This window comes from Pseudarthrobacter sp. LMD1-1-1.1, from assembly GCF_040676255.1.
Taxonomy (GTDB): Bacteria; Actinomycetota; Actinomycetes; order Actinomycetales; family Micrococcaceae; genus Arthrobacter.
The window spans coordinates 174,035-193,025 of sequence record NZ_JBEGHP010000026.1 but is presented as its reverse complement, the minus strand read 5'-3'; the positions used below and the strand labels follow the sequence as shown (position 1 = coordinate 193,025).

16 protein-coding genes and 2 pseudogenes are annotated in these 18,991 nt (G+C 59.4%); 4 read left to right on the top strand and 14 right to left on the bottom strand.

Going from position 1 to position 18,991, the window contains the following annotated elements; genetic code table 11:
• Positions 1-247: 247 nt before the first annotated feature.
• Positions 248-367: pseudogene (locus tag MRBLMD1_RS21055) on the bottom strand (DUF4193 family protein); the annotation flags it as partial.
• Between the two features lies 1 nt (position 368).
• Here MRBLMD1_RS21055 and MRBLMD1_RS21050 point away from each other — a divergent pair.
• A pseudogene (locus MRBLMD1_RS21050) lies at positions 369-566 on the top strand (helix-turn-helix domain-containing protein); the annotation flags it as partial.
• A 753-nt stretch (positions 567-1,319) separates the two neighbouring features.
• Here the strand turns inward: MRBLMD1_RS21050 and MRBLMD1_RS21045 are convergent.
• Positions 1,320-1,886 (bottom strand): flavin reductase family protein, encoded by a 567-nt coding sequence (locus MRBLMD1_RS21045; protein WP_364403399.1) that lies wholly within the window; start codon positions 1,884-1,886, stop codon positions 1,320-1,322.
• Between the two features lie 38 nt (positions 1,887-1,924).
• A complete protein-coding gene (locus MRBLMD1_RS21040; protein ID WP_364403396.1) occupies positions 1,925-3,127 on the bottom strand; it encodes an acyl-CoA dehydrogenase family protein in 1,203 nt (400 codons plus the stop codon).
• A 620-nt stretch (positions 3,128-3,747) separates the two neighbouring features.
• Between MRBLMD1_RS21040 and MRBLMD1_RS21035 the strand changes: the two genes are divergently transcribed.
• Positions 3,748-4,338: a TetR/AcrR family transcriptional regulator gene (locus MRBLMD1_RS21035; protein WP_364403393.1), complete on the top strand. Its 591-nt coding sequence runs from the start codon at positions 3,748-3,750 to the stop codon at positions 4,336-4,338.
• A gap of 533 nt (positions 4,339-4,871) precedes the next feature.
• Here the strand turns inward: MRBLMD1_RS21035 and MRBLMD1_RS21030 are convergent.
• The 4 genes from MRBLMD1_RS21030 to MRBLMD1_RS21015 all read right to left on the bottom strand — a co-directional run bounded on the left by MRBLMD1_RS21030 (position 4,872) and on the right by MRBLMD1_RS21015 (position 8,511).
• Complete coding sequence (locus tag MRBLMD1_RS21030) at positions 4,872-5,645, bottom strand: NAD(P)-binding domain-containing protein (RefSeq protein ID WP_364403390.1); 774 nt, start codon at positions 5,643-5,645, stop codon at positions 4,872-4,874.
• Between the two features lie 132 nt (positions 5,646-5,777).
• Positions 5,778-6,482, bottom strand: a complete 705-nt coding sequence (locus tag MRBLMD1_RS21025) for an SDR family NAD(P)-dependent oxidoreductase (RefSeq protein ID WP_364403388.1) — start codon at positions 6,480-6,482, stop codon at positions 5,778-5,780.
• A gap of 326 nt (positions 6,483-6,808) precedes the next feature.
• A complete protein-coding gene (locus tag MRBLMD1_RS21020; RefSeq protein ID WP_364403386.1) occupies positions 6,809-7,195 on the bottom strand; it encodes a RidA family protein in 387 nt (128 codons plus the stop codon).
• Positions 7,196-7,293: 98 nt separating this feature from the next.
• Positions 7,294-8,511: an acyl-CoA dehydrogenase family protein gene (locus tag MRBLMD1_RS21015; protein ID WP_364403384.1), complete on the bottom strand. Its 1,218-nt coding sequence runs from the start codon at positions 8,509-8,511 to the stop codon at positions 7,294-7,296.
• A gap of 123 nt (positions 8,512-8,634) precedes the next feature.
• Between MRBLMD1_RS21015 and MRBLMD1_RS21010 the strand changes: the two genes are divergently transcribed.
• A complete protein-coding gene (locus MRBLMD1_RS21010; protein WP_364403382.1) occupies positions 8,635-9,048 on the top strand; it encodes a RidA family protein in 414 nt (137 codons plus the stop codon).
• Between the two features lie 596 nt (positions 9,049-9,644).
• Positions 9,645-10,421 carry a cyclase family protein gene (locus MRBLMD1_RS21005; RefSeq protein ID WP_364403380.1) on the top strand — a complete coding sequence of 259 codons (777 nt, stop codon included), beginning with the start codon at positions 9,645-9,647 and terminating at the stop codon, positions 10,419-10,421.
• Between the two features lie 254 nt (positions 10,422-10,675).
• On the opposite strand, the gene MRBLMD1_RS21000 is transcribed toward MRBLMD1_RS21005, so the two are convergent.
• From MRBLMD1_RS21000 to MRBLMD1_RS20970, 7 genes are all read right to left on the bottom strand, one after another.
• The gene (locus MRBLMD1_RS21000) at positions 10,676-13,171 is read right to left on the bottom strand and encodes a beta-glucosidase family protein (protein WP_364403378.1); all 2,496 of its coding nucleotides are present in this window, start codon (positions 13,169-13,171) and stop codon (positions 10,676-10,678) included.
• Positions 13,172-14,350: an MFS transporter gene (locus tag MRBLMD1_RS20995; protein ID WP_364403376.1), complete on the bottom strand. Its 1,179-nt coding sequence runs from the start codon at positions 14,348-14,350 to the stop codon at positions 13,172-13,174. It abuts the gene before it with no gap.
• 990 nt (positions 14,351-15,340) lie between these two features.
• Positions 15,341-15,577 carry a hypothetical protein gene (locus MRBLMD1_RS20990; protein WP_364403373.1) on the bottom strand — a complete coding sequence of 79 codons (237 nt, stop codon included), beginning with the start codon at positions 15,575-15,577 and terminating at the stop codon, positions 15,341-15,343.
• Positions 15,578-15,836: 259 nt separating this feature from the next.
• Positions 15,837-17,108 (bottom strand): L-2-hydroxyglutarate oxidase, encoded by a 1,272-nt coding sequence (gene lhgO / locus MRBLMD1_RS20985; RefSeq protein ID WP_364403371.1) that lies wholly within the window; start codon positions 17,106-17,108, stop codon positions 15,837-15,839.
• A gap of 141 nt (positions 17,109-17,249) precedes the next feature.
• Positions 17,250-17,471 (bottom strand): DUF1427 family protein, encoded by a 222-nt coding sequence (locus MRBLMD1_RS20980; protein WP_364403368.1) that lies wholly within the window; start codon positions 17,469-17,471, stop codon positions 17,250-17,252.
• Entirely contained in the window at positions 17,468-17,620 is a 153-nt protein-coding gene (locus MRBLMD1_RS20975) for a DUF1427 family protein (protein WP_364403416.1), read from the bottom strand. The genes MRBLMD1_RS20980 and MRBLMD1_RS20975 overlap by 4 nt, the downstream gene beginning before the upstream one ends.
• An 80-nt stretch (positions 17,621-17,700) precedes the next feature.
• The gene (locus tag MRBLMD1_RS20970; protein WP_364403365.1) at positions 17,701-18,615 is read right to left on the bottom strand and encodes an alpha/beta hydrolase; all 915 of its coding nucleotides are present in this window, start codon (positions 18,613-18,615) and stop codon (positions 17,701-17,703) included.
• Positions 18,616-18,991 lie beyond the last annotated feature (376 nt).

Below are 18,991 nucleotides of genomic sequence, written 5' to 3'. Positions count from 1 at the left end.
CCGCGGTCATCACACAGCACGCAGCCCGCGCAGCCACCCGAATGTCTGACTACATCGTCTTCAAGAAGAATCAGCGTCCCTAACGCCCGCGCATGGCAAGAAAACGGATAACGTACTTCGCCATCAAACCCCTCCGTATTGCATCGGATGCATCATTTTCGAGGCCCTCTTCGCGCCCCGCCAGCCAGCTGATGCCCGATTCTCCGGGCGGGACAACGGCTGCCGGGCGGCGCTATCCGAAACGTTGTCAGCCCTCGCACTCGATGCAGTAGGACTGGCCGTTGTTTTCGCGTGCGAGCTGAGACCGGTGCCGGACCAGGAAGCAGGATGAGCACGTGAATTCGTCCTTGCCCTGCGGGATGACCTGGGAACGGCAGCGCGAGGGCATCGCCCTGGCCAAACAGCGCGGCGCCTACACAGGACGGAAAAAGACCCTGACACCCGAGCGTGCAGCCGAACTGGTCCAACGCGCCGGCACCGGCATCCCGAAAGTCGTCCTGGCCCGCGACTACGGAATCAGCCGCGAAACCGTCTACCAGTACCTCCGCCAAGCGGCCTTTAAGTAAACCCCTCCCCTGCCCCGCGGTTCCCAGCCAACCCCAAGGTTTAGCCTCCAGGGTTATTCATGGAACTTCGGCCAACCGCTATTTGGCCGGAGTTTCGCCAATTCCAGGGCCTTCGGCCGTCGCAAGCATCCTGACCACTTCAATGGCGGGGCTCAGATCTTCGGCTGTCCCATACGTCTGAATAGGTAAATCCCGGCGACATGTCCTTTGGTAAATACACCCTGCCCGGTTGGAGTGTCCCGGGCCAACGCGAAGCCGATACGGCGCCCTCCGGATCGGGCGAGCCTGGGGAAGTGGATCTTCGACACCTAGTGGGAAACGGCGGCTTGCTCTGCGGGGCCATCGTAGGTTGGGGCGGCGGTAGTGCCTGCCACAGTCGCGCTCTTGGTGGTGAAGGGCCGGCACACCGCCGTAACCGTGCCGCGCTGCGGGGCTAGGCTGAACCTGAAGGCTGATTCCGGCCCATGCCTTGGCCGTCGCCGAGTTGCAAAAGAAAACCCGGCGAACCGGCCTCTCCTGGGAGGCCATTGGCATGTGCCTGGGGGTGAGCAAATAAGCCATAGACCGCAAGTACCGTAAGCGATAGGCGCTCAGTCTGAAGTCCGCTGTAAAGACGTATGCGGCCAGCCACTCCCCCACCTGAGCGCTGCAACCTTGATGCTAATCCCTTGGCATATCCAGGCGATCTCTCCCCTTCGAAAGGGCCCAAGTTATCAGGGCCATCTAAAGTCCGGCGAGAGACGATTCGGGACGTTACTCGTCGCGTCCGTACACGTGGTAAAAGGACGGGACAGGGACTGCCAGAGTCGATTTCTCGCTCAGCACGTGCCATTGCCGGTTGTGGTAAACCAGTGGTACGGGGTTACTTTCCTCGGCGACAACTCGAGGCTTTGCCTCGATCGCTTCGACGATGATCACAGTCGACCCGTTCACGTCCACGCGTTGCGTCACTCTGCCCCGCAGCCAGGTGGCGCCGGGATAATAAGGTTCACCGGTGGGGAGACGCCCCCATTCGACCTCATGTCCAAATCGCTCCGCGCCGCTGCGCGCGCCCAGCTTCGCTAGCCCTATCTGGTCCGCCTCCAGCAGATGGACCACCACCGTCTCGGCGCGGCGGAACACGGGCGTGCTCGACGAGATACCTGATGCCGAGAACATGATGGTGGGCGGATCGATTGATACGGAGGCGACCGAGCTGACCGTCATTGCCACGGGTCCGTCGCCCGCATCGGCGGTGATGACGGCCACCCCCGCCGGATGTGCACGAAAGGCGAAGCGGAAATCGTCGGCGGCGACTCGGGAATCATCGGATTTCTTCATAATCTGCTATTCCAATGCTACGACTTATTCGACAAGTACTAAACGATCGGCAGCATGTAGCGCGCGTCTTCTTCTCGGCTGCACAGTACCTTGCCGAACGCCTCATAACCGCTTCCCGAGAGTGTGTGCCCGTGACGCGCAGCGGTGGCCTGATCGCGCCAGATTCTCTGCAGCGACCACGTTTCGGCGAATCCGCCCGAACCGTGAGCGCTGGTGAGATCACTGATCATGTTGGTGATCGTATCCACGATCCAGCCGGCCTTGGCTCGCATCGCGATGCGTTCACTGTACGGGGCATAATAGCCCCTGCCGGCGCCTTCATAGATATCGTCCGCCATCTGCGTAGCGAGCGCCTCAGCAGCATCTAGCTGGACAGAGGCTTTCGCGACTGCGGCCTGAAAGAGCGCGGAGTCTGCCTGTTTGTCGTAACTGGTGTAGGCGATGGCTTTGGACTCGGCCTTGGCGATCACGAAGTCCAGCGCCGCCCGCCCCATGCCCAAGTGCGGGCCAATGAGCTTCATGAATAATGACGGGATGAAGACTGTCTGGTAGGTCTGTTCGGGGTTATGCCCGAGGTATCCGCCTTCAACGGCTGCGGTCAGTGGAAAAATGCGGTGTTCGGGCACAAAAACGTCTTCAGCGATCTGCACCACGCTGGCAGTGGACTTCATGCCGGCAACATACCAATTGTCCTCATAGCTCAGGTCCGCGGTGGGGATTAGCGCCAGACCTGCGTCTACAACTTCACCCTGGTCGTTCTTGAGGGGGATGCCCAGCAACGACCAAGTTGCGTTCATGCTGCCAGTGCCGTACCCCCATCTACCGGTCACTTGATAGCCGCCCTCGACCGAGACGGCATCAGACGTCGTGGCGAGCACAATCGAGATGTACGAGTCAAGTCCTCCTCCAGCGCCCCACACGTCCTCCTGTGCCTGTTCCTCCATGAGGCCGAGGACCCATGCACCAGAGTCGAGAATGCCGGTGACCCAAGCAAAGCTGCCATCACCGCGCCCGATCGCCCGTGCGACCGCGTGGGCTTCGCGAGTGTTGGCGGCAATTCCACCAAATTTCGTTGGCACAGAAATACTTAAAGCTCCGGTAGCCTCGACTGCGCGAAAGGCCTCCTCGGGGAGGCGTCGCTCCTGGTCGGCTTCGCGTCCCCCGGCGATGAGCAGGGGGCGAAGGTCGTCGATCCTCTCCACAATCGCCGCTATCTCCGGGCGGATTGCTGCCCCTGCCATAGACCCTCCTATTGTTCGTCAACGAAGCTGGGGATTGCTCAAGAAAGAATTGCATGAGTGCAGGTTCGCGTCAACAAAGACTGAACAATATTCCAGTGGCCTCTGACGCTCGAGGGAAAAGGCCGCCCTATCTCTACCTCTCCCCGCTGTCTTTACAATGCCGCGTCCCGGCCGTACCGGCATCTAGGGCGGGTTAGGTAAACGCGGCGCCGAGGGAACGCCGCAGGGCTACCGGGGACCAGTAGGCCCATTCGCAAGGCGCGCAGTCTGATCCCCGGTAGCGGCACTTGTGGCACCGGCAGCCTTCCTGGCTATCGATGCGCTAGGCAGGAAGGCTACGTAAACGGGCGTTCTTCGTGAAGTAGGTCTGTGCGATCCTGCGCGGACCTTCAGCGGGCTGGGCTTTCCGATCCAATAGTTCGAAGGCGCCCTTGTACTGTATGCTATAGCTTCACACTGTGACGTGCAACTTCACAAATGCCACTGCGTCACGCAGGTTAGTACTGCTCATTTTTTTCTTGAGGCCAAACCAGGCGATACGGATGTCACGCGACGTAGGGTCCCTCACGGAGCAGACCTAGTGTGAAATGCTCCATCCCGCGCGTTAGTAGACTGTTCCCGTGACTGAGGAAGGAAAGCCTCGCGGCAGGTACCCCAAGGGTGCTGAGCGACGCGAACAGATCGTTCGGACGGCAACCGATGTGTTCGCGACAGATGGTTTCGAAGGCACAGCTTTGAAGCGGGTCGCTGAGCTTGTCGGCATTAGGGAAGCTACCCTTTTTCACTACTTCCGGGGTAAACAGGAACTCCTTACAGAAGTTCTGACCGAGCGCGACCGGCGAAGCCTGGAGGCAATGGAAGCCACCGAGCCTGGGTTATCGCTGATGGTACGTTCGGCAGCGCGGAATCTGACCGAACCGGGGCTTACGGCACTGTATGTTGTAGCGTCTGCCACTGCCCATGATCCTGAACATGCTTCTCATGAGTATTTCCGGGAACGCTATGCCACGGGGGTGCTGGCCCTGCGCAAGGAAATAGAACAACAACAGGTCGCGGGAGAGGTGCGCACGGATGTTCCCCCTGATGTTCTAGCTCGGCTGGTCGTGGCTATTTCCGACGGCCTGCAACTCCAATGGCTTTATGACAAAAACGTGGACTACCCCGCCGAACTCTCCCAGTTTATTGAGATTCTTATGCGGCCGTCAGGGTGACCGGCACGGCGGGAGGGTTGGCTCGTGAGGACATAAACCAGAGTCCGATTGTCCAGCATGGGGCACCGTGAACATAGCTGACGTGTTGGAGGTTGACTCTCGACATAGTCGACCGGAAGACTAAATGGATCCGGGTTACGTGGTCTGCTTCCTGGACATTTTAGCGTGTGAATCACGCATCCCTGGAAGCCGTTCCCACCAATGGATTGGAAACCAACCGTGCGTGCGCATTGCCAATGTGCCCGGTAAGGGGGAGGCAAACGGATTGAGGAGATCGTTTGTACGGCCTTCAGCGCTACCCCGGCGCTCCCCTGCGCCAAGAGTACGGCAGCTGCATCCCGAATGGATTCGGAGGAGAGAATCCGCAGCAGCGGATACTGAGGTCAGCACGGCTGACCAGTGGCGCCTAGCTGCCCATATACCCGACCAGTTTCTCCCGGTGACAAGGCGCTCGCTTGGCAGCTAAATGGCCCGCGACAGTTTAGGGCCAGCCCAGAACAGGCAGCGCTTTAGAAGCGAACGTAGGCGGAAGCCTAACCACGCCTGCCACTCCGTTTGGTGCGTAGCCGTTGGACTGCCCGACCGAGTGCATCTGCTGAGTCGAATTCAGCTCTGAGACAATCAGGCTTACTACGCAAATCGGCCCCCAAAGCCATTGCAGAAGCGGCCATCAGGTTCATCATCGCCGCACTCTGAATGCCGGCAGAAGCGTTCAGCACCTCATGGGCCGTTGCAAACGAAACAGCGGACATCATGTTTTGAAGTTCCAGGGCACACTTGCCCGTACCGATATCTCCGCTGTGCACCACCAGCGCGGCGACGGGTTCAAGCCAAGGCCTTGCTCGCGCGAAGGATTCGGTGGTGCCACCGACTGCAATTGTCAGTTCGCCTAAGGCCGCAGCCTCTGCTCCGCCCCGCACCGCAGTCTCAACATACTCGAGACCACGTAAAACGGCTGCGTCATGGAAGGCCAAACACTCTGCCGCATCCAGCGATCTCATATCGATGATCAGTGTTCCCGGTCTCAGCCCCTCCAGAAGGTTGTCCGTATCCCCCATTTCCGCTGGGCTGGACATAGGGCACAAGATCACGGCTCCGCAGTCCTGGGGCGGATAACGGAGCGATGGTAGACCGACCGCCCGCGTCACGCGGGCTGCCGACTCAATCTTGTGGGGGTTATGGTCATGGACATAGAGAGTCCCACCCCCGGCAAGACGCATAGTCAAATTCTGGCCGAATTCACCGAGGCCGACCACAATAGGAAATCCTTGCTGACAGTTCATAAATTTCCACTCTGAAAAGTGCATTTGAGGAGTAGTAACGCGATACACAGCAGGCTGCAACTGAAGAAGAGTTGCAGCCTACTGTGAAGTCATCTTTGTCATTTGGGCGACCCGCTGACGCTGAAGCGCCTCCGAGCCGCCCAGTTGACCCGGTGTCTAGCTGATACGCCAGCCTCGGTCCACGTTTAGGCTGTGTGCCGAGATGCCCTTATTGAAGAGCAAGAACTTTGTCGCCGAAACAATGTCCTCCATGGTCGCAAGTTCGCCGCCCGGAGTTCGCGACTTGTAACCTTCGAGTGCCGCATCTTTTGAAGCCCAGAACGGGCTGTCCCCGATGATTCCCGGGTGCAGGGAGTTGACACGAATGGGGGCCAGTTCAAGCGCGAGGGTGTTCATAAGTCCATCGACACCACCATTGATTGTGGAGACTGTCGTGGATCCAGGATACGGAGCGTCCTTTGCGCGGCCTCCAAACAGAACAATGCCCGTCGAAACATTGGGCTCAAGCCGGTCCAGGAGAGTGTGCACGGTCTCCGTGTACCCAATGAGTTTGAGGGTTACCAGGCGCCGTGCCCTGGCAATATCGAAATCGCGGACGGTGTTCGCATCCCGTTCAATCGCTCCGAGCACGACACCATCGAGCTTACCGACGCTCTTAAGCTGATCAGCGATGCTTTCTGGTTCGGATACATCAAGAGCGACGCCCTGAGCATTGCTGCCCAATGTGGAAGCTACCTGTTCTGCGGAGTCGAGGGAGCGGCTCGTAAGGACCACCTGGTCGCCTGACGCAGTAAGATCCTTGGCTAGCTCCAAGCCGATTCCACTCGACCCTCCGACAATTAGTATTTTCCGCGCAGCCACTATAGTTTCTCCTTTGAAGTCATTTATATTTATTTTATTCGAAATCTTACGTGCAGTAATTTATAGCGCACGGCCGAGATCTTCCTTTGGGAAGTAAATTGCTACCATCCTCACGATCGGCTTTGTCGTGCACCCCTTGGCAAGACGCATGTTGGTCAGAACCAAAAATTCTGGTGACGCTGAAGATGTCCGGGAACGGTTGCACATCCGGCTGAGAGCGGACGTGGGAAGCGTTGGAGGACCGCTTTATATGCATCACTGCTCTGTCAATGAGGAAGGCGCAGAATCCCTTTTTCTTCTGCACCTTCCTCACCTATTTCTTGCGGCTAGACGGCTGCGATAGCATCAATCTCGATGGTCGCGTTGTTGAACAAGGCGGCGACGCCGATCAGGGAGCTTGCCGGCACAGCCTCTGTGTCCATGATCTGATCGCGAACCTCGCGGTAGATCCGCAGTTTTTCCTTGTCAAGATCCGTGATGTAGATGTTGATACGGGCAAGCGACGAAAAACTTGCACCACCGGTGACAAGTGCGCGCTCAAGCTCCCGCAACGTCAGTTCGACGGCCCGGGCAAAGTCAGTGGGGACCGACCCGTCCTCTTCGAACCCGACGGCGCCCGAAACGAACAGAAGGTCGCCCGCGCTCACCTTGACACTGTCTGCGATTCCGGGAACGACGGGCGCGGGAATTCGAGTGAAACGATCCTGGGACATACTTTGTTACTCCTAATGTGATGGTGAAGGGTTTGTATGGAGTCCAGTGGCTCCGCCTGGCACGGGGCATGAGACTCCTGAAAGATCAGGTGGATTGTCTAGACATCCATGGTGATCGGATCGTCGGCTCCTAGAAGGACCCGGCCATACAGTTCTTTGCCGACCTCCGGCGTCACGTATGCGTGCCGGGCACCGATCTCAGAGTCCCGCCAAATGCGTGAAAGGACATTTGGTTCGGCAAAGGAGCCTGCTCCGTTAGCGGTCAGAAGCGAATCGATGGCCTCTTTTGCCAAATCAGCAATTACGCCGATGTCATTGCGGATCTGGGCTCGTGTTTCTATATCCTGCAGCTTGCCTTCGAAAGCGAACTTGTCGATCAGGTCTGCGGCGTTTCCCGCAAGAAGCTCTGCGAGCCGGACCTTGGTGGCCGCCTGCGCAACTCCAAGCTGGTGCACAGGAGAATTTTTCGCCTGCGTGTATCGGGTGTAGGCGACCCCCTTTTCGGGCAGCTTCTGGAGCGTGAGTTCCAGCGCATGACGGGCAAGGCCCAGTTGCGGGGAGATCAGAACCAAGGCCGCAACCGCGATAAATGTCATGCGTGAATTTCGTTCCTGGTCGGCATATGGCGTCAGGTACTGCGCATCTCGCATTCCAGCAAAGCTCTGCACCCGGTGGTCGGGAACGAACTGTTCGTCCATGACGACCGTGTTCGAGGCCGTCCCCTTCATGCCCGTGACATACCAACTCTCCTCGATCGTGTATTGATCGCGGGAGAACAGCGCAATCGCCCGCGGATCCTCACCCTCAGGGACGTCGAGCGCGATCCCGAGTGCAGCCCAGTTGGCAGCGAAAGCACCCGATGAATAGGGCCAGCGCCCGCTCACGATATACCCGCCCTCTACCCGTCTCATGCTGCTGCCTGGGGTAAAGATGGCGGAGATCCTGGTATTGGGAGATCCTGCAAACAAGTCGTTTTGCGCCTGTTCGGTAAAAGTCGTGCCGAACCATGTGCCAGCGTTGAGCAGCGAAGCAACCCATCCGGTTGAGCCATCGCCCCGGCTAATCTCGGCAAGGACTTCGACCACAGTCCGCATCGAAGCTTCCTGACCGCCAAGACGCCGGGGCACCAGCAAGTTCAGCAGTCCCTCCGCCTCCAGCGCGTCGATTACAACAGGCGAGATTTGACCGTTGGCCGATCCCTCGGATGCATGTTCGCGGATCAGTGGTACGAGCTTGGAGGCACGGGCAACTAGTTCCTCATCGAAGAGCGGCCGCTCGATGCCAACTGAAGCGGGTGAAGAGCTCTGAATCGTCATAAGAATCCCCTTCGGGAAAGAACGCGACGTTTCCGTCGCTGTTCATGGAGTTCAGTGGAAGGAATGTCAGGCTAGCATTGGCACTGCACATGTGTCCATCATTACTTAACAGGAGATAGTTGAATGGTAAACCGACTCGTTCGAGTTCCTGCCCCCGTGGTACCCGGGATCGCTGATAGTGTCCTTGATCTTCAGTCTGGCCTGCTGTACGTGTCAGGGGTTTATGTTCCCGTCCCTGAAGACATGGAGCAGTCTATGCGTCTGACTTTTGAGGCGCTTGAGCAGGCCCTCTACCGGGGCGGTGCCACCTTTTCTAGCCTCGTGCGCGTCAATGTTTACATCAAGCACCTGGATGAGGAAAAGCTCCAGGCCTACCGACGGGTGCGCGACTCCCTCATTGACACCGCCAATTTGCCCGCGAGCACTGTTGTGGGTGTGCATTCGCTGTACAACAACGCGGTAATGGAAATAGATGCCATCGCTGCTGTCGACCCGGATACAGCAACCAAGCTGGCTGAAAAGCATAACCAGCTTTAGCGCGGTCGGCTCCTGAAGCTTCCGGCGGGTCTGCCGGTCATAGGAAAACAGCGGGTTGGAGCACTCTGGGGATCGGGTCACATGCCGCTGATGACAGGGTTTGGCCGCGGGTGACCGAGGCTGCCCCCGCAAATTAGTTCGGCAAAGTTCACTCCTAACCGCACGTGCACTACACCCCTGGCGAAGCGGGCGCCCTAGGCCGCCATGATTGCACGTCGGCTCTCGACTGCGATGCCATCCGGGGCAGTCTTCGTCAACGGTTTCCAAGACGAACTGGCGGAGCCCCGGTGCCGCCGGCACCGTACTCATGCTGTTGAAGATGCGCGAGAACGGTTCGTGCAAGCCAACTGGTAGGCACAGGGATCTCTTCATGGTCACGAGTCCAGCAGTCGGGCCGCACAACTCACAGAGCTCCATGTCGATGCGTCTGGAAGTTGCACTTCCGCGCCCGTTCATAACGGAGCAAGGCATTTTCCGGGTGAGCCCGATCCTCTTATAGTTACACTGAATATATGGTTAAGTAACAATTAACGCATTCCGCTGCGGATCAGCGTGCCCGAGCCCGGGCTTCCTCCTCCGACTGAAGGTAGAGAATCATGTCTCAACTTACCGATCTGCTCGCATCCCTCGCCGCAGGTACTGTCACACTCGTTGATCTCACGAACAAACTGACGACGAGTACGCCGAGTCTTGTTCTGCCGGAACCCTTCCAAAGCCCGCTCCCATTCGCCTTGGAAGAAATAGCGGCCTATGACGACCGCGGACCGGTATGGAAGGCCAACGACATCCATATTGGAGAGCACACCGGTACGCACCTCGACGTACCCATTCATTGGGTCACCGGCCGAGATGGTGATGACGTCTCGGAACTTCCCTTAAATCGGCTCATTGGTCCTGCCGTCGTTTTGGACTTCACTGCTCAAGCGGCCGCGGATCCGGATTTTCTCATCGATATCAGTGACATCAAGGCTTGGGAGGAACAATACGGTACCCTTCCCGAAAATGGTTGGGCGCTTTTCCGTACTGGATGGGACGCATATTCACAGGACCAAGAAAGGTTCACCAACGTTGACGAAACGGGCTCTCACACGCCTGGCTTCACCGCAGATTGCGCCCGCTGGCTAGCTGAAGAAACAACAATCTCCGGTGTAGGCGTAGAGACTATGGGACTAGATGCCGGACAGGCTGGCACATTGGAGCCAGAGATGCCCATGCACTATTACTTGCTCGGCAATAACAAGTACGGCGTAACTTCACTGCAGAACCTCTCAAAGCTTCCAACGAAGGGCGCGGTAGTGGTTGTGGCTCCACTGCCGATCGTTGGTGGCACCGGAAGTCCGGCGCGGGTCTTAGCCTTTGTGGAACCCAGTTAGTCGCTCCCTCCCTGTACATACGCTCCTGGCCGGTAAGACGGCAGGACACCCCCACCTCGCTCAGCTGCCAGACCTCAACGTTGTTCCCTCATCTCCTTTACTCTCGACATGCCCGGGGTGGGTGTTTCCCAGCCCGGGCACTTGCGTGGTGTATTTTCCCGACCCGATACGCAGGTTTCGCCACGCTTCCACAGCCCGCTGCTGCCGCGGAGGGAGGAGTCCGCCCTGGTGAATTACGCACTATGAATGGCCCGTTATGCCAGCTCAATTTCCAGTTCCTGGAAGTCGTCCTCTGCGTGCCGGCCTACGAGAATCCGGAAGACGCCGGGCTCAATCTGCCAGCCGCGATCGTAATGTGCAAAGGAACGGGCCGGAATTCTGACCTCCACGCTTTCCGTGCCGCCGGGTGCCAAGTGGGTTCCAGCGTAGCCGGCGAGCCAGCGGACGGGCCGCTCCACGGCGGATTCGGGGCGGTCCAGGTAGACCTGGACCACGTCACGGCCCGTCCGCTGTCCGGTGTTGGCGACGGGAACATGCACCACGACGTCTTTGCCAGCGGGCACCACTTGGGACGCTGAGGGGATGCCAAGCTTAAAGGTGGTGTAGCCCAGCCCGTACCCGAAAGGAAGAGCCGGGCCCGCGCCGCCCAACGCCTGCTGCTTGAGCCACGCGCGGTACCCGACGTGGATGCCTTCGGAGTACACCACGTCGCCGTCGACTGGGACGGTGCCCAGGACCGGGACGTCTGCCAGGGCGGCAGGCCAGGTAGTGGGAAGGCGGCCGCCGGGCTCTTCGGCACCCAGCAGGATGTCGGCGATGGCACGGCCGAATTCCTGGCCGCCAAACCAGCCCAGCAGGACGGCGCCAACTTTGTCCAGCCATGGCATCAGGACGGGTGAGCCGGAGTTCACCACCACTACGGTGCGCGGGTTTGCTGCGGTTACCGCTTCGACCAGCTCGTTCTGCCGGCCCGGGAGGTCCAGGTCCGTACGGTCAAAGCCTTCGGACTCAATGGCAGCGCTGGTGCCCACTACAACGATGGCGACGTCGGCTGAGCCGGCGGCTTCCACCGCCGCGTCGATCTCTGCCTGCGGGTCATCCACGACCGTTTCCTCGCCCAGGAGAATGGCCATGAAGGGAAGCGCCCGCTGCTTGGGCAGTTCGAACACGGCCTCGACGCGGACGGATTCCCCGGCGGCAGTGGTGACAGGGTGGACGGTCTTGGGCGGGTCGAAGAGGGCCGCGCCGAGCACGTCGGTGTCGTCTTCGATCTCGCCGTTGAATACCTCGTCACCGTTCAGGGACAACCGGATCTGGCCCACAGTACCTACCCCAAGGTGATGTACGCCTGCCGTCGGTGCGGTCCACTCCGTTTCCATCCGGATGGCAGCCGCCCCCTCGGGGATGCCGACGCCGAACCAGATCAGGTGCGAGGCCAGCCGGTCTTCACCCGACATCTCAGTGCCGTCGCCGGCCAGGAAAGTCACGCGAATTCCGGGCACGCCGGATACCGGGTTGTGCAGCGAAGCGCGGGGGAACGCCTGTAGGCCCTCCGCCACCTTTGCACCGCACGCGTAGCTCACGCTGACGCCCGGCAGGGCTTCGCGCAGTCCCTCAAGGGGCGAGACATTCTGCTTGGGCATGACGGTGGCGCTGCCTCCGCCCTGCGTGCGCGCCTCTTCGGCGTTGTGGCCGCTGACGGCGACCCGGGACAACGTTGCGGGATCCAGGGGCAGCAGGCCGTCCCTGTTGCGCACCAGGACGGCGCCCCGAACGGCTACTTCGTAGGCGACGGCGGCGGGGTTCAGGGGTGCGGGAAACTCGGTTACATAGGGCGGAACTCCGTCGAGGGAGCCGACGCGGGCGGCGAGCCGCAGGATTCGGACCACCTTTTCAAGGATGGCGGACCTGCTCACGCGGCCGTCCTTCACGGCGGCCAGCAGCTTGGGGCCCCAGTGGCCTGCCGGTCCGGGCATCTCCAGGTCCTGGTTGGCGTTGGCGGCTTCCACCGAGCGGACGCCGGTCCAGTCGGAGACGACGACGCCGTCAAAGCCCCACTCAGTGGACAGAGGCGTCTTCAGGAGCTCGTTTTCGCTGGCCGTGGTGCCATTGATGGAGTTGTACGAGCTCATCACTAGCCAGGCGCGGGCCTCGGTGATGGCGTCCTCGAAGGCTGCAAGGTAGAGCTCGCGCAGGGGGCGCTCGTCCACCACTGAGTTGGACGTGAAACGCTCGGTTTCAGCCTCATTGGCAAGGTAGTGCTTGGGTGTTGCCCCTACGCCCATGGACTGGACGCCGGCAACGTACCCCGCCGCCATCGTGGCGGTCAGGCGCGGGTCTTCGCTCATGCATTCAAAGTGCCGGCCGCCCAACGGCGAACGGTGCAGGTTGATGGTCGGGCCCAGGACTGCGTGGACGCCCTTGCGGCGGGCCTCTTGGCCCAAGACCTGGCCATAGCGGCGGGCCGTTTCAACGCTCCAGGTTGCGGACAGTGCGGACGACGACGGCAGGGAAACGGAGTCGTGACGCTCGTCGAAGTCCTCACCGCGGACGCCGGAGGGGCCGTCGGACATGACCACGCGGGAGAGTCCGATGGAGGGCAGCGCGTGCGTTGCCCAGACATCCGCGCCGGTCAGCAGCTGGATCTGTTCTTCGAGGGAGAGGCTTTCGGCCAGTTCAAGGATGCGTGCTTCCGCGTCCGGCGAACCGGCCGCCGGAGCCGTGACGGCGGGCGAGAGCGGGGGATTCATTTACTTGACTCCTTTGATACGGGTGACGAGGACGGCGCCGATAATGCCGACGACGGCCCCGCCGATGAAGAGGGCCGGGTACCCGCCAAGGGTGATGACGGGGAAGGCGATGGCGGGTACCAGGGACTGGGGCAGGGCCTGGGCGATGTTGAAGACGCCGAAAGTCTTGGCGTTCTCCCTTTGGCTCCCGGGCAGGAGGTCCGCGATGAGGGCCACATCGACTGCTCCGAAGCAGCCCAGGCCCAGGCCCAAGACCGCCTGCCCCGCGAGAACCTGGTCCGTAGTGCTGCTCGTGGCAATCACCATTAGGCCCGCCATCATGATCACGGCGGAGGCAATGACCATTGCCTTGCGCTTTCCTATCCGGTCGCTGATCCAACCCCCAGCGATGCTGGTAACCACGGTTCCCGCAGAGCTCACCAGCGTGGCCTGGAAAACGAGCCCCGGAATCGCGGCCTCTGCCACGTGGAGGTGGTCGGCGAAAAAGTACGGCAGGTACAGCAGCCCGGCTGAGTAGCCGATGTACACCAGGAACTTGGTGAACCAGGCCCAACCGAGGCCGGGGTAGATGCGGGGATTGAAGTAGAAGGACCCTGCAACCTCCTTCAGGTTGAGCGGAGCAGGCTTCTCCGTCAGCACACGGTCCCTAAAGGTGAAAGCGAAGACGAGGGTCACTGCCGTCCCCACGGCTCCGGGGACTACCGCCATCTGGAAGGCGTTGTCGAACAGTTGGGCGAAGTACGCCGCGGCAACGAGTCCCACCGGCAGGGTGACTCCGATCAGTCCGGAGAGCCGTCCGCGCTCGGCTGGAGCGGTCTGGTCCGGAAGGGTGGCCACCAGGGCCGCCAGCGCTGCGTTGAAGCTGAGCTGTGCGATAACCCAGGCAACCATGACGCCCATCACACTGGTGGCGGACCCCAGTAGGACCAGGGATGCCAGGCCGATCAGGGAGCCGCCCACGATCCACGGCTTGCGCATCCCGAAGCGGGAGGTTGTGCGGTCACTGAGACGGCCGAAGAAGGGGTTGGCCAGGAGCGCAATGAGGGCTCCGACGCCGGCCACCAAGCTAAGCGCTCCTGCGCGGGTCTCCGATGTCGTGATTTCGGAAATTTTGACGGCGAGCACCACCAGGGCCGGGGCCAAAAGTGCCATCCACAGGCCGGCGCTGGCGATGGGCATTCCAATCACATAAGCGCGGGGAGTGCGTGAAGGGGCCCTCCATTGATCTACTGCGCCTGATGCGGCGATGCTGCTCTTTACGGACTCGCTATCAGTGGAGTCAGCGGAATTGGGGGTGGTCTCGACGGCCACATTGCCTCCTGAGGAAAAATGGCCCTTCTTTGGGCCTCGCAGCATACTATCCAAAAAAACCGAGTGTGACTAGACTTTTCAGATGGGCGCGCGTGCGTAAGCTGCGCGTGTCATCTGAGGTTGTACGGTGGGACCCTGCCAAGTCACGGGCTCGCTAGGACGGAGGTGGACATGTGCGTAGGCAGAGGAGTCCACGTCCCCCACGAAGTCTCGGGTCGTTTGTCGCTCACCGACGCGGCCTGCAGGCACGTGCCATACGGGCTGGCCGAAGGTTATGTGGGGCCACCAAGCCCAGGAATAAATGGTCCGCTTAGGCCGGGCGCACTGCCCTACGCGCGGGATCAGGAGATGGCGGTATGCCCCGCAGCACTTACTTTCGCCCGATTCTCGCCCTCACGCATAGATTTTGCAGCCCCGGAGGATCGTGCAGCATCCACCACAAATGCAGCGGGAGCAAAGCGTCGTACTTTGAGTCGCGGGTAATCGCCCGCGATGACTACGCCGCCGAAAGGGGCGGGAATCCGACGCGTCGTGGCCTACTGTGCGACACTCAGACGGCTGACTCTGGGGCAGCCAGTCCAGCACTGGATCATTGCGGCGACAGCGGTGGAGGATCGCAAAATACAATGTCTTCAGGTTATCTACTGGCACCCATGTCGAGCCCCCCTGCCAATACAACGACCCAAGCACTTTGGCCGAGCACCGATCTGCCCGCATCTTCACATAGTCGAAACGCAGATTTGGTTCGTCGTGAGGTCAGCTCACACAAAAACGGGGTTGGAACTCAAAGCCGTCCATCAGCGGCATAAGGTCGTGCGGGCAGGGCAAGCACAAGCCCCGCGGATCCCCCTACGCTGTTTACCAACAGCCCATCCAGGGCTGGTTGGACTCTATGGTCGTAAAATCCTCCATAGCGTCGGGCAGGTCAGTGCTTGCTTCCGACGATGGCGCCGAAGGCATTGCTTGGTCTCCCATAAACGAAAGCCCTAAGCCGAGGCTTGAAAGCAACTCCTGGGCCACGAGCCGCTCGCGCTCAGAGAACATGTTGCCGGCATGGTGGGAAATACCCGTGGTGGCTGCATGACGAAGACTCATTGCTCTTCCTTCCCGATGTACCGGAGGCAGGCGCCTCACTGTGATCCAAATTACATCACCAGCTTACAGCACCGTCAAGTAATACTAAACAGCAGGGACTACTTTTCTTCGAGCTATGCTGGTTGCCAGCAAAAAGGTCGTGTTCGAAGCCTTTCACCATCCAAACGACGGGTCTGACAAGTGCGGACAGGTCGGAACTTCTACCCGCTTCCGATTTAGGAAAGAAGTCGAACTGCTGGTGCACTTAAATGGTGGCCCTTTAGCTCGAATGGCAGGACCCTTTGGAAGGGTCGATGACCATATCAACGATGTACCGGGCGATCGGCATTGCCGACGTCGCCGCCGGGGAGGGGGCATTCAGAACATGGATGGTGCGGGCTGTCTGCCTGATGAGAAAATCGTGGTGAAACCGTCCATTCTTCATAACAGCCTGGGCCCGGATTCCGGCTTCCCTGGGGACCAAGTCACGTCGTTGAAGCGTGGGGGCGTACCTTCGAACCCTTTGCAGATACGACCACTTGTTCATCGAGCCCCATAATTCGACCAAGCCCGTGCGAAGGTTGTCCCTCGCTACCCTCCAGAAGGCGGGAAAGGTTAGCATTTCCCATAAGTCCCCGAGGTGCACCGAGAACCTTCCGTATTTTTCCCGTGCCATGCCCAGCACGGCGCTAGGCCCGACTGTCAGATTGCCAGCGATCATGGGAGTTAGGTGAATGCCAAGGAAGGGGAGGTCCGGATCCGGGATCGGGTAGATGAGGCGTCTAACAAGGTCTCGTTTCTCCGGTCTTACGTCGAAGTACTCCCCCCGAAAGGGCATGATTTGAAAATCAGTGTCTAATCCGGCCATGTGGACCAGGCGGTCGGATTGAAGCCCGCCACATGCAATAAGTCTTTGTGCACGGTAGTGTCCAACATTCGTAACGATGTCCACGAAATCATCTTGCTCTTGAATCGAGCAGACCTCGTTCTGCACGAGAATTTGAGCGCCTAGCGCGGTTGCTTTTCCGGCTAATTTCTCGGTAACCTCTCGATAGTCGATAATTCCTGTATCCTCAATTAGGAGGGCTCCGAGTCCTGATACATTGGGTTCTTCCGCCCGTAGTTCAGCGTAACTCAACCGACGGGCCCGGATGCCGTTTGCGGCGGCCCGCGCTGCCAAAGCGTGCATACGTTCCAATTCAAGCGCAGTCGTAGCAACGAGCAGTTTGCCACATTCTTCATAAGCAATGTCATTTTCGGCGGCGAATTCCTTTGTCCACGCAGCACCTATACGGCAAAATTCTGCCTTTAGGCTGCCTGGCTCGTAGTATATGCCGGAATGAATGACGCCGCTGTTATGGCCCGTCTGGTGTCTGGCAAGGCCAATTCCTTTTTCGAAGACGACTTTCGCCCGGGGAAAACGTTGGAGGATCTGCCAGGCGCTGGCCACTCCGATTATTCCTCCCCCAACCACCGCGAAGTCGTATACGAGGTTGCTGCCGCTCCCATTCGACTTGTTCAATACCCGTGGCCCCCTTGTATAAATGGTCATCTACTTTTAACCCTTAGCGACCAAGCTTGTAGTCCTTCGGACGAGTCCAAGATTTGGCTCACCTCAGCCGCTTGTTATTGGTGGAATTAGAAGAGCGCCCCATCGCATTTTGGGGTGGCAAAAAAGCATGCAAACTCTGCACTAAATTTCATGAAATGTCCGACTTCGGGAAGCTCGCGTAGACCGGATAGATCGGAATTGTTTATTCAGGCGTCTGCCAGTTGACTCGCCCAAAAGTATTCCACATAGTCCGACGAGGGCCGGCCACGGCGGAGCCGGCGTGCTCGTGTGGAGAACGAAGTACACAACTCCGGCCACTATGCCAGCCGCATAAGAATACCCATATTCTCGCAGGTTACTCATCCTAGCCATGACTCCAGCGCCGCATATCCCATCAGCATTCCCGCGAGCCCCACGAGGGCTTGTGGGGGCGGAGCTGGACTGCGAGTCCGCATAACCGCATATATGAGTCCGACAATAAAGCCTGCCCCCAGGGCGATTACCAGGTTCATGCTTTCCTTTCTTTTCTGTTGCGAGTAATTTTGAAAATGCGGGACTTTTGGAAAATTGCGATTAGCTGAAACGTTGGCTTTCAAATGGATAGGGCCGCGGCTAGTTGGCCTGCGACGAACCGTCTCGCAACGTGGGCGTCGCCTATGACAGCTCCCATATAAAAGAAGGGGTGAACCTGCCCGTTGAACCGGACTGATGTCACAGGTACTCCAGCCTCAGCCATGGCACGCGCATAGGCTTCTCCCTCGTCCCGCAGTGGATCACATTCCGCTGTGACGACCGTAGCGGCAGGCAGATTTTCCAAGTCCGCATTTCGAAGCGGTGAGAGTCGTGGATCGGTACGATCGGCACCGTTGGCGTAGGTGGAGTAAAAGTAGTTCAGGTCGCGGGTGGTGAGAAAATGTCCATGTCCAAAATCCCTGCGGCTTTCGGTGTCACCGCTCGCCAAGTCAGTCACCGGATATATCAGCACCTGATGCGCCAACGGGGGCCGATGGCCGCGCAGTTCCTGGGCAACAACTGCTGCAAGATTTCCTCCGGCGCTATCACCGGCTACCGCTACACGCTGCGGGTCAATATGCAAACCCGAAGAACCACCTACTACCGCTGACACCACCTTCAGCGCATCATCAAGGGCCGCCGGAAAGACGTGCTCTGGTGCCTTGCGGTAGTCGACGCTGATTAAAGCCGCACCCGATCCCTTGGCCAGATCTCGCGCGGTCGTATCCGCTAGTTCCAAATCCCCCAAGACCCAGCCTCCGCCGTGAAAATAGACTATGGCCGGAAGCGGTTGGTCTCCTTGGACTGGGCGATAGTACCTTATCGGGATGCCCTTGATCGAGAGATCCTCTACAACAAGCACCTCTGCCTTCGTGCCAGTCAGGGGGAGAGCGTTGACCAAATCGATGCGGTTCTGTTCGGCCGTCTGCGTGTCAAGGGGCGGTGCCCCCGAAACTGTGTCGAGGAATTTCTGCGCCTCGGGGTGGACTGTCATTGCCGGTCTCCTTGCTCTATTTTCGTCCGATGCACGAAGAAATAAATCCTAAGCAGCTGTCCTGATAGCCCATCTCCCGCACCGCTACCTGGCAGGTGTCCTGGTAACTCAAACGCGGGTGATCGGCTCGGCTTCGAGGTTTACCGTTTAAGGCCTCGGGATCTGCGCCTACTGACGTTTGCGCGCCTCCTACTGCGTCCCCAAGGGTTGTGCGCTAGGACACGTGTAAAGCTATACTGAATTACGCCGGCGCGCAAAAAGCTCGGGCGTCCAGTGCCACTGGACGCCCGAGCCTTACCCGCCGCGTCGGTGCTAGCCGTACGCACTCCGGCCGCGCCGGTACACGCTGCTGCAACAGCCGCGGCTTTGGCATTAA

What these genes read in the sequence shown, in the direction of transcription:
- MRBLMD1_RS20990 (WP_364403373.1), bottom strand. Translation starts at nt 15,577, where the DNA reads ATGAGTCTTCGTCATGCAGCCACCACGGGTATTTCCCACCATGCCGGC.
- MRBLMD1_RS21040 (WP_364403396.1), bottom strand. Translation starts at nt 3,127, where the DNA reads ATGGCAGGGGCAGCAATCCGCCCGGAGATAGCGGCGATTGTGGAGAGG.
- MRBLMD1_RS20995 (WP_364403376.1), bottom strand. Translation starts at nt 14,350, where the DNA reads ATGCCCATCGCCAGCGCCGGCCTGTGGATGGCACTTTTGGCCCCGGCC.
- MRBLMD1_RS21045 (WP_364403399.1), bottom strand. Translation starts at nt 1,886, where the DNA reads ATGAAGAAATCCGATGATTCCCGAGTCGCCGCCGACGATTTCCGCTTC.
- MRBLMD1_RS21020 (WP_364403386.1), bottom strand. Translation starts at nt 7,195, where the DNA reads ATGTCCCAGGATCGTTTCACTCGAATTCCCGCGCCCGTCGTTCCCGGA.
- MRBLMD1_RS21030 (WP_364403390.1), bottom strand. Translation starts at nt 5,645, where the DNA reads ATGCACTTTTCAGAGTGGAAATTTATGAACTGTCAGCAAGGATTTCCT.
- MRBLMD1_RS21000 (WP_364403378.1), bottom strand. Translation starts at nt 13,171, where the DNA reads ATGAATCCCCCGCTCTCGCCCGCCGTCACGGCTCCGGCGGCCGGTTCG.
- MRBLMD1_RS21005 (WP_364403380.1), top strand. Translation starts at nt 9,645, where the DNA reads ATGTCTCAACTTACCGATCTGCTCGCATCCCTCGCCGCAGGTACTGTC.
- MRBLMD1_RS20980 (WP_364403368.1), bottom strand. Translation starts at nt 17,471, where the DNA reads ATGAGTAACCTGCGAGAATATGGGTATTCTTATGCGGCTGGCATAGTG.
- MRBLMD1_RS21010 (WP_364403382.1), top strand. Translation starts at nt 8,635, where the DNA reads ATGGTAAACCGACTCGTTCGAGTTCCTGCCCCCGTGGTACCCGGGATC.
- MRBLMD1_RS21015 (WP_364403384.1), bottom strand. Translation starts at nt 8,511, where the DNA reads ATGACGATTCAGAGCTCTTCACCCGCTTCAGTTGGCATCGAGCGGCCG.
- MRBLMD1_RS20970 (WP_364403365.1), bottom strand. Translation starts at nt 18,615, where the DNA reads ATGACAGTCCACCCCGAGGCGCAGAAATTCCTCGACACAGTTTCGGGG.
- MRBLMD1_RS20975 (WP_364403416.1), bottom strand. Translation starts at nt 17,620, where the DNA reads ATGAACCTGGTAATCGCCCTGGGGGCAGGCTTTATTGTCGGACTCATA.
- lhgO (WP_364403371.1), bottom strand. Translation starts at nt 17,108, where the DNA reads ATGACCATTTATACAAGGGGGCCACGGGTATTGAACAAGTCGAATGGG.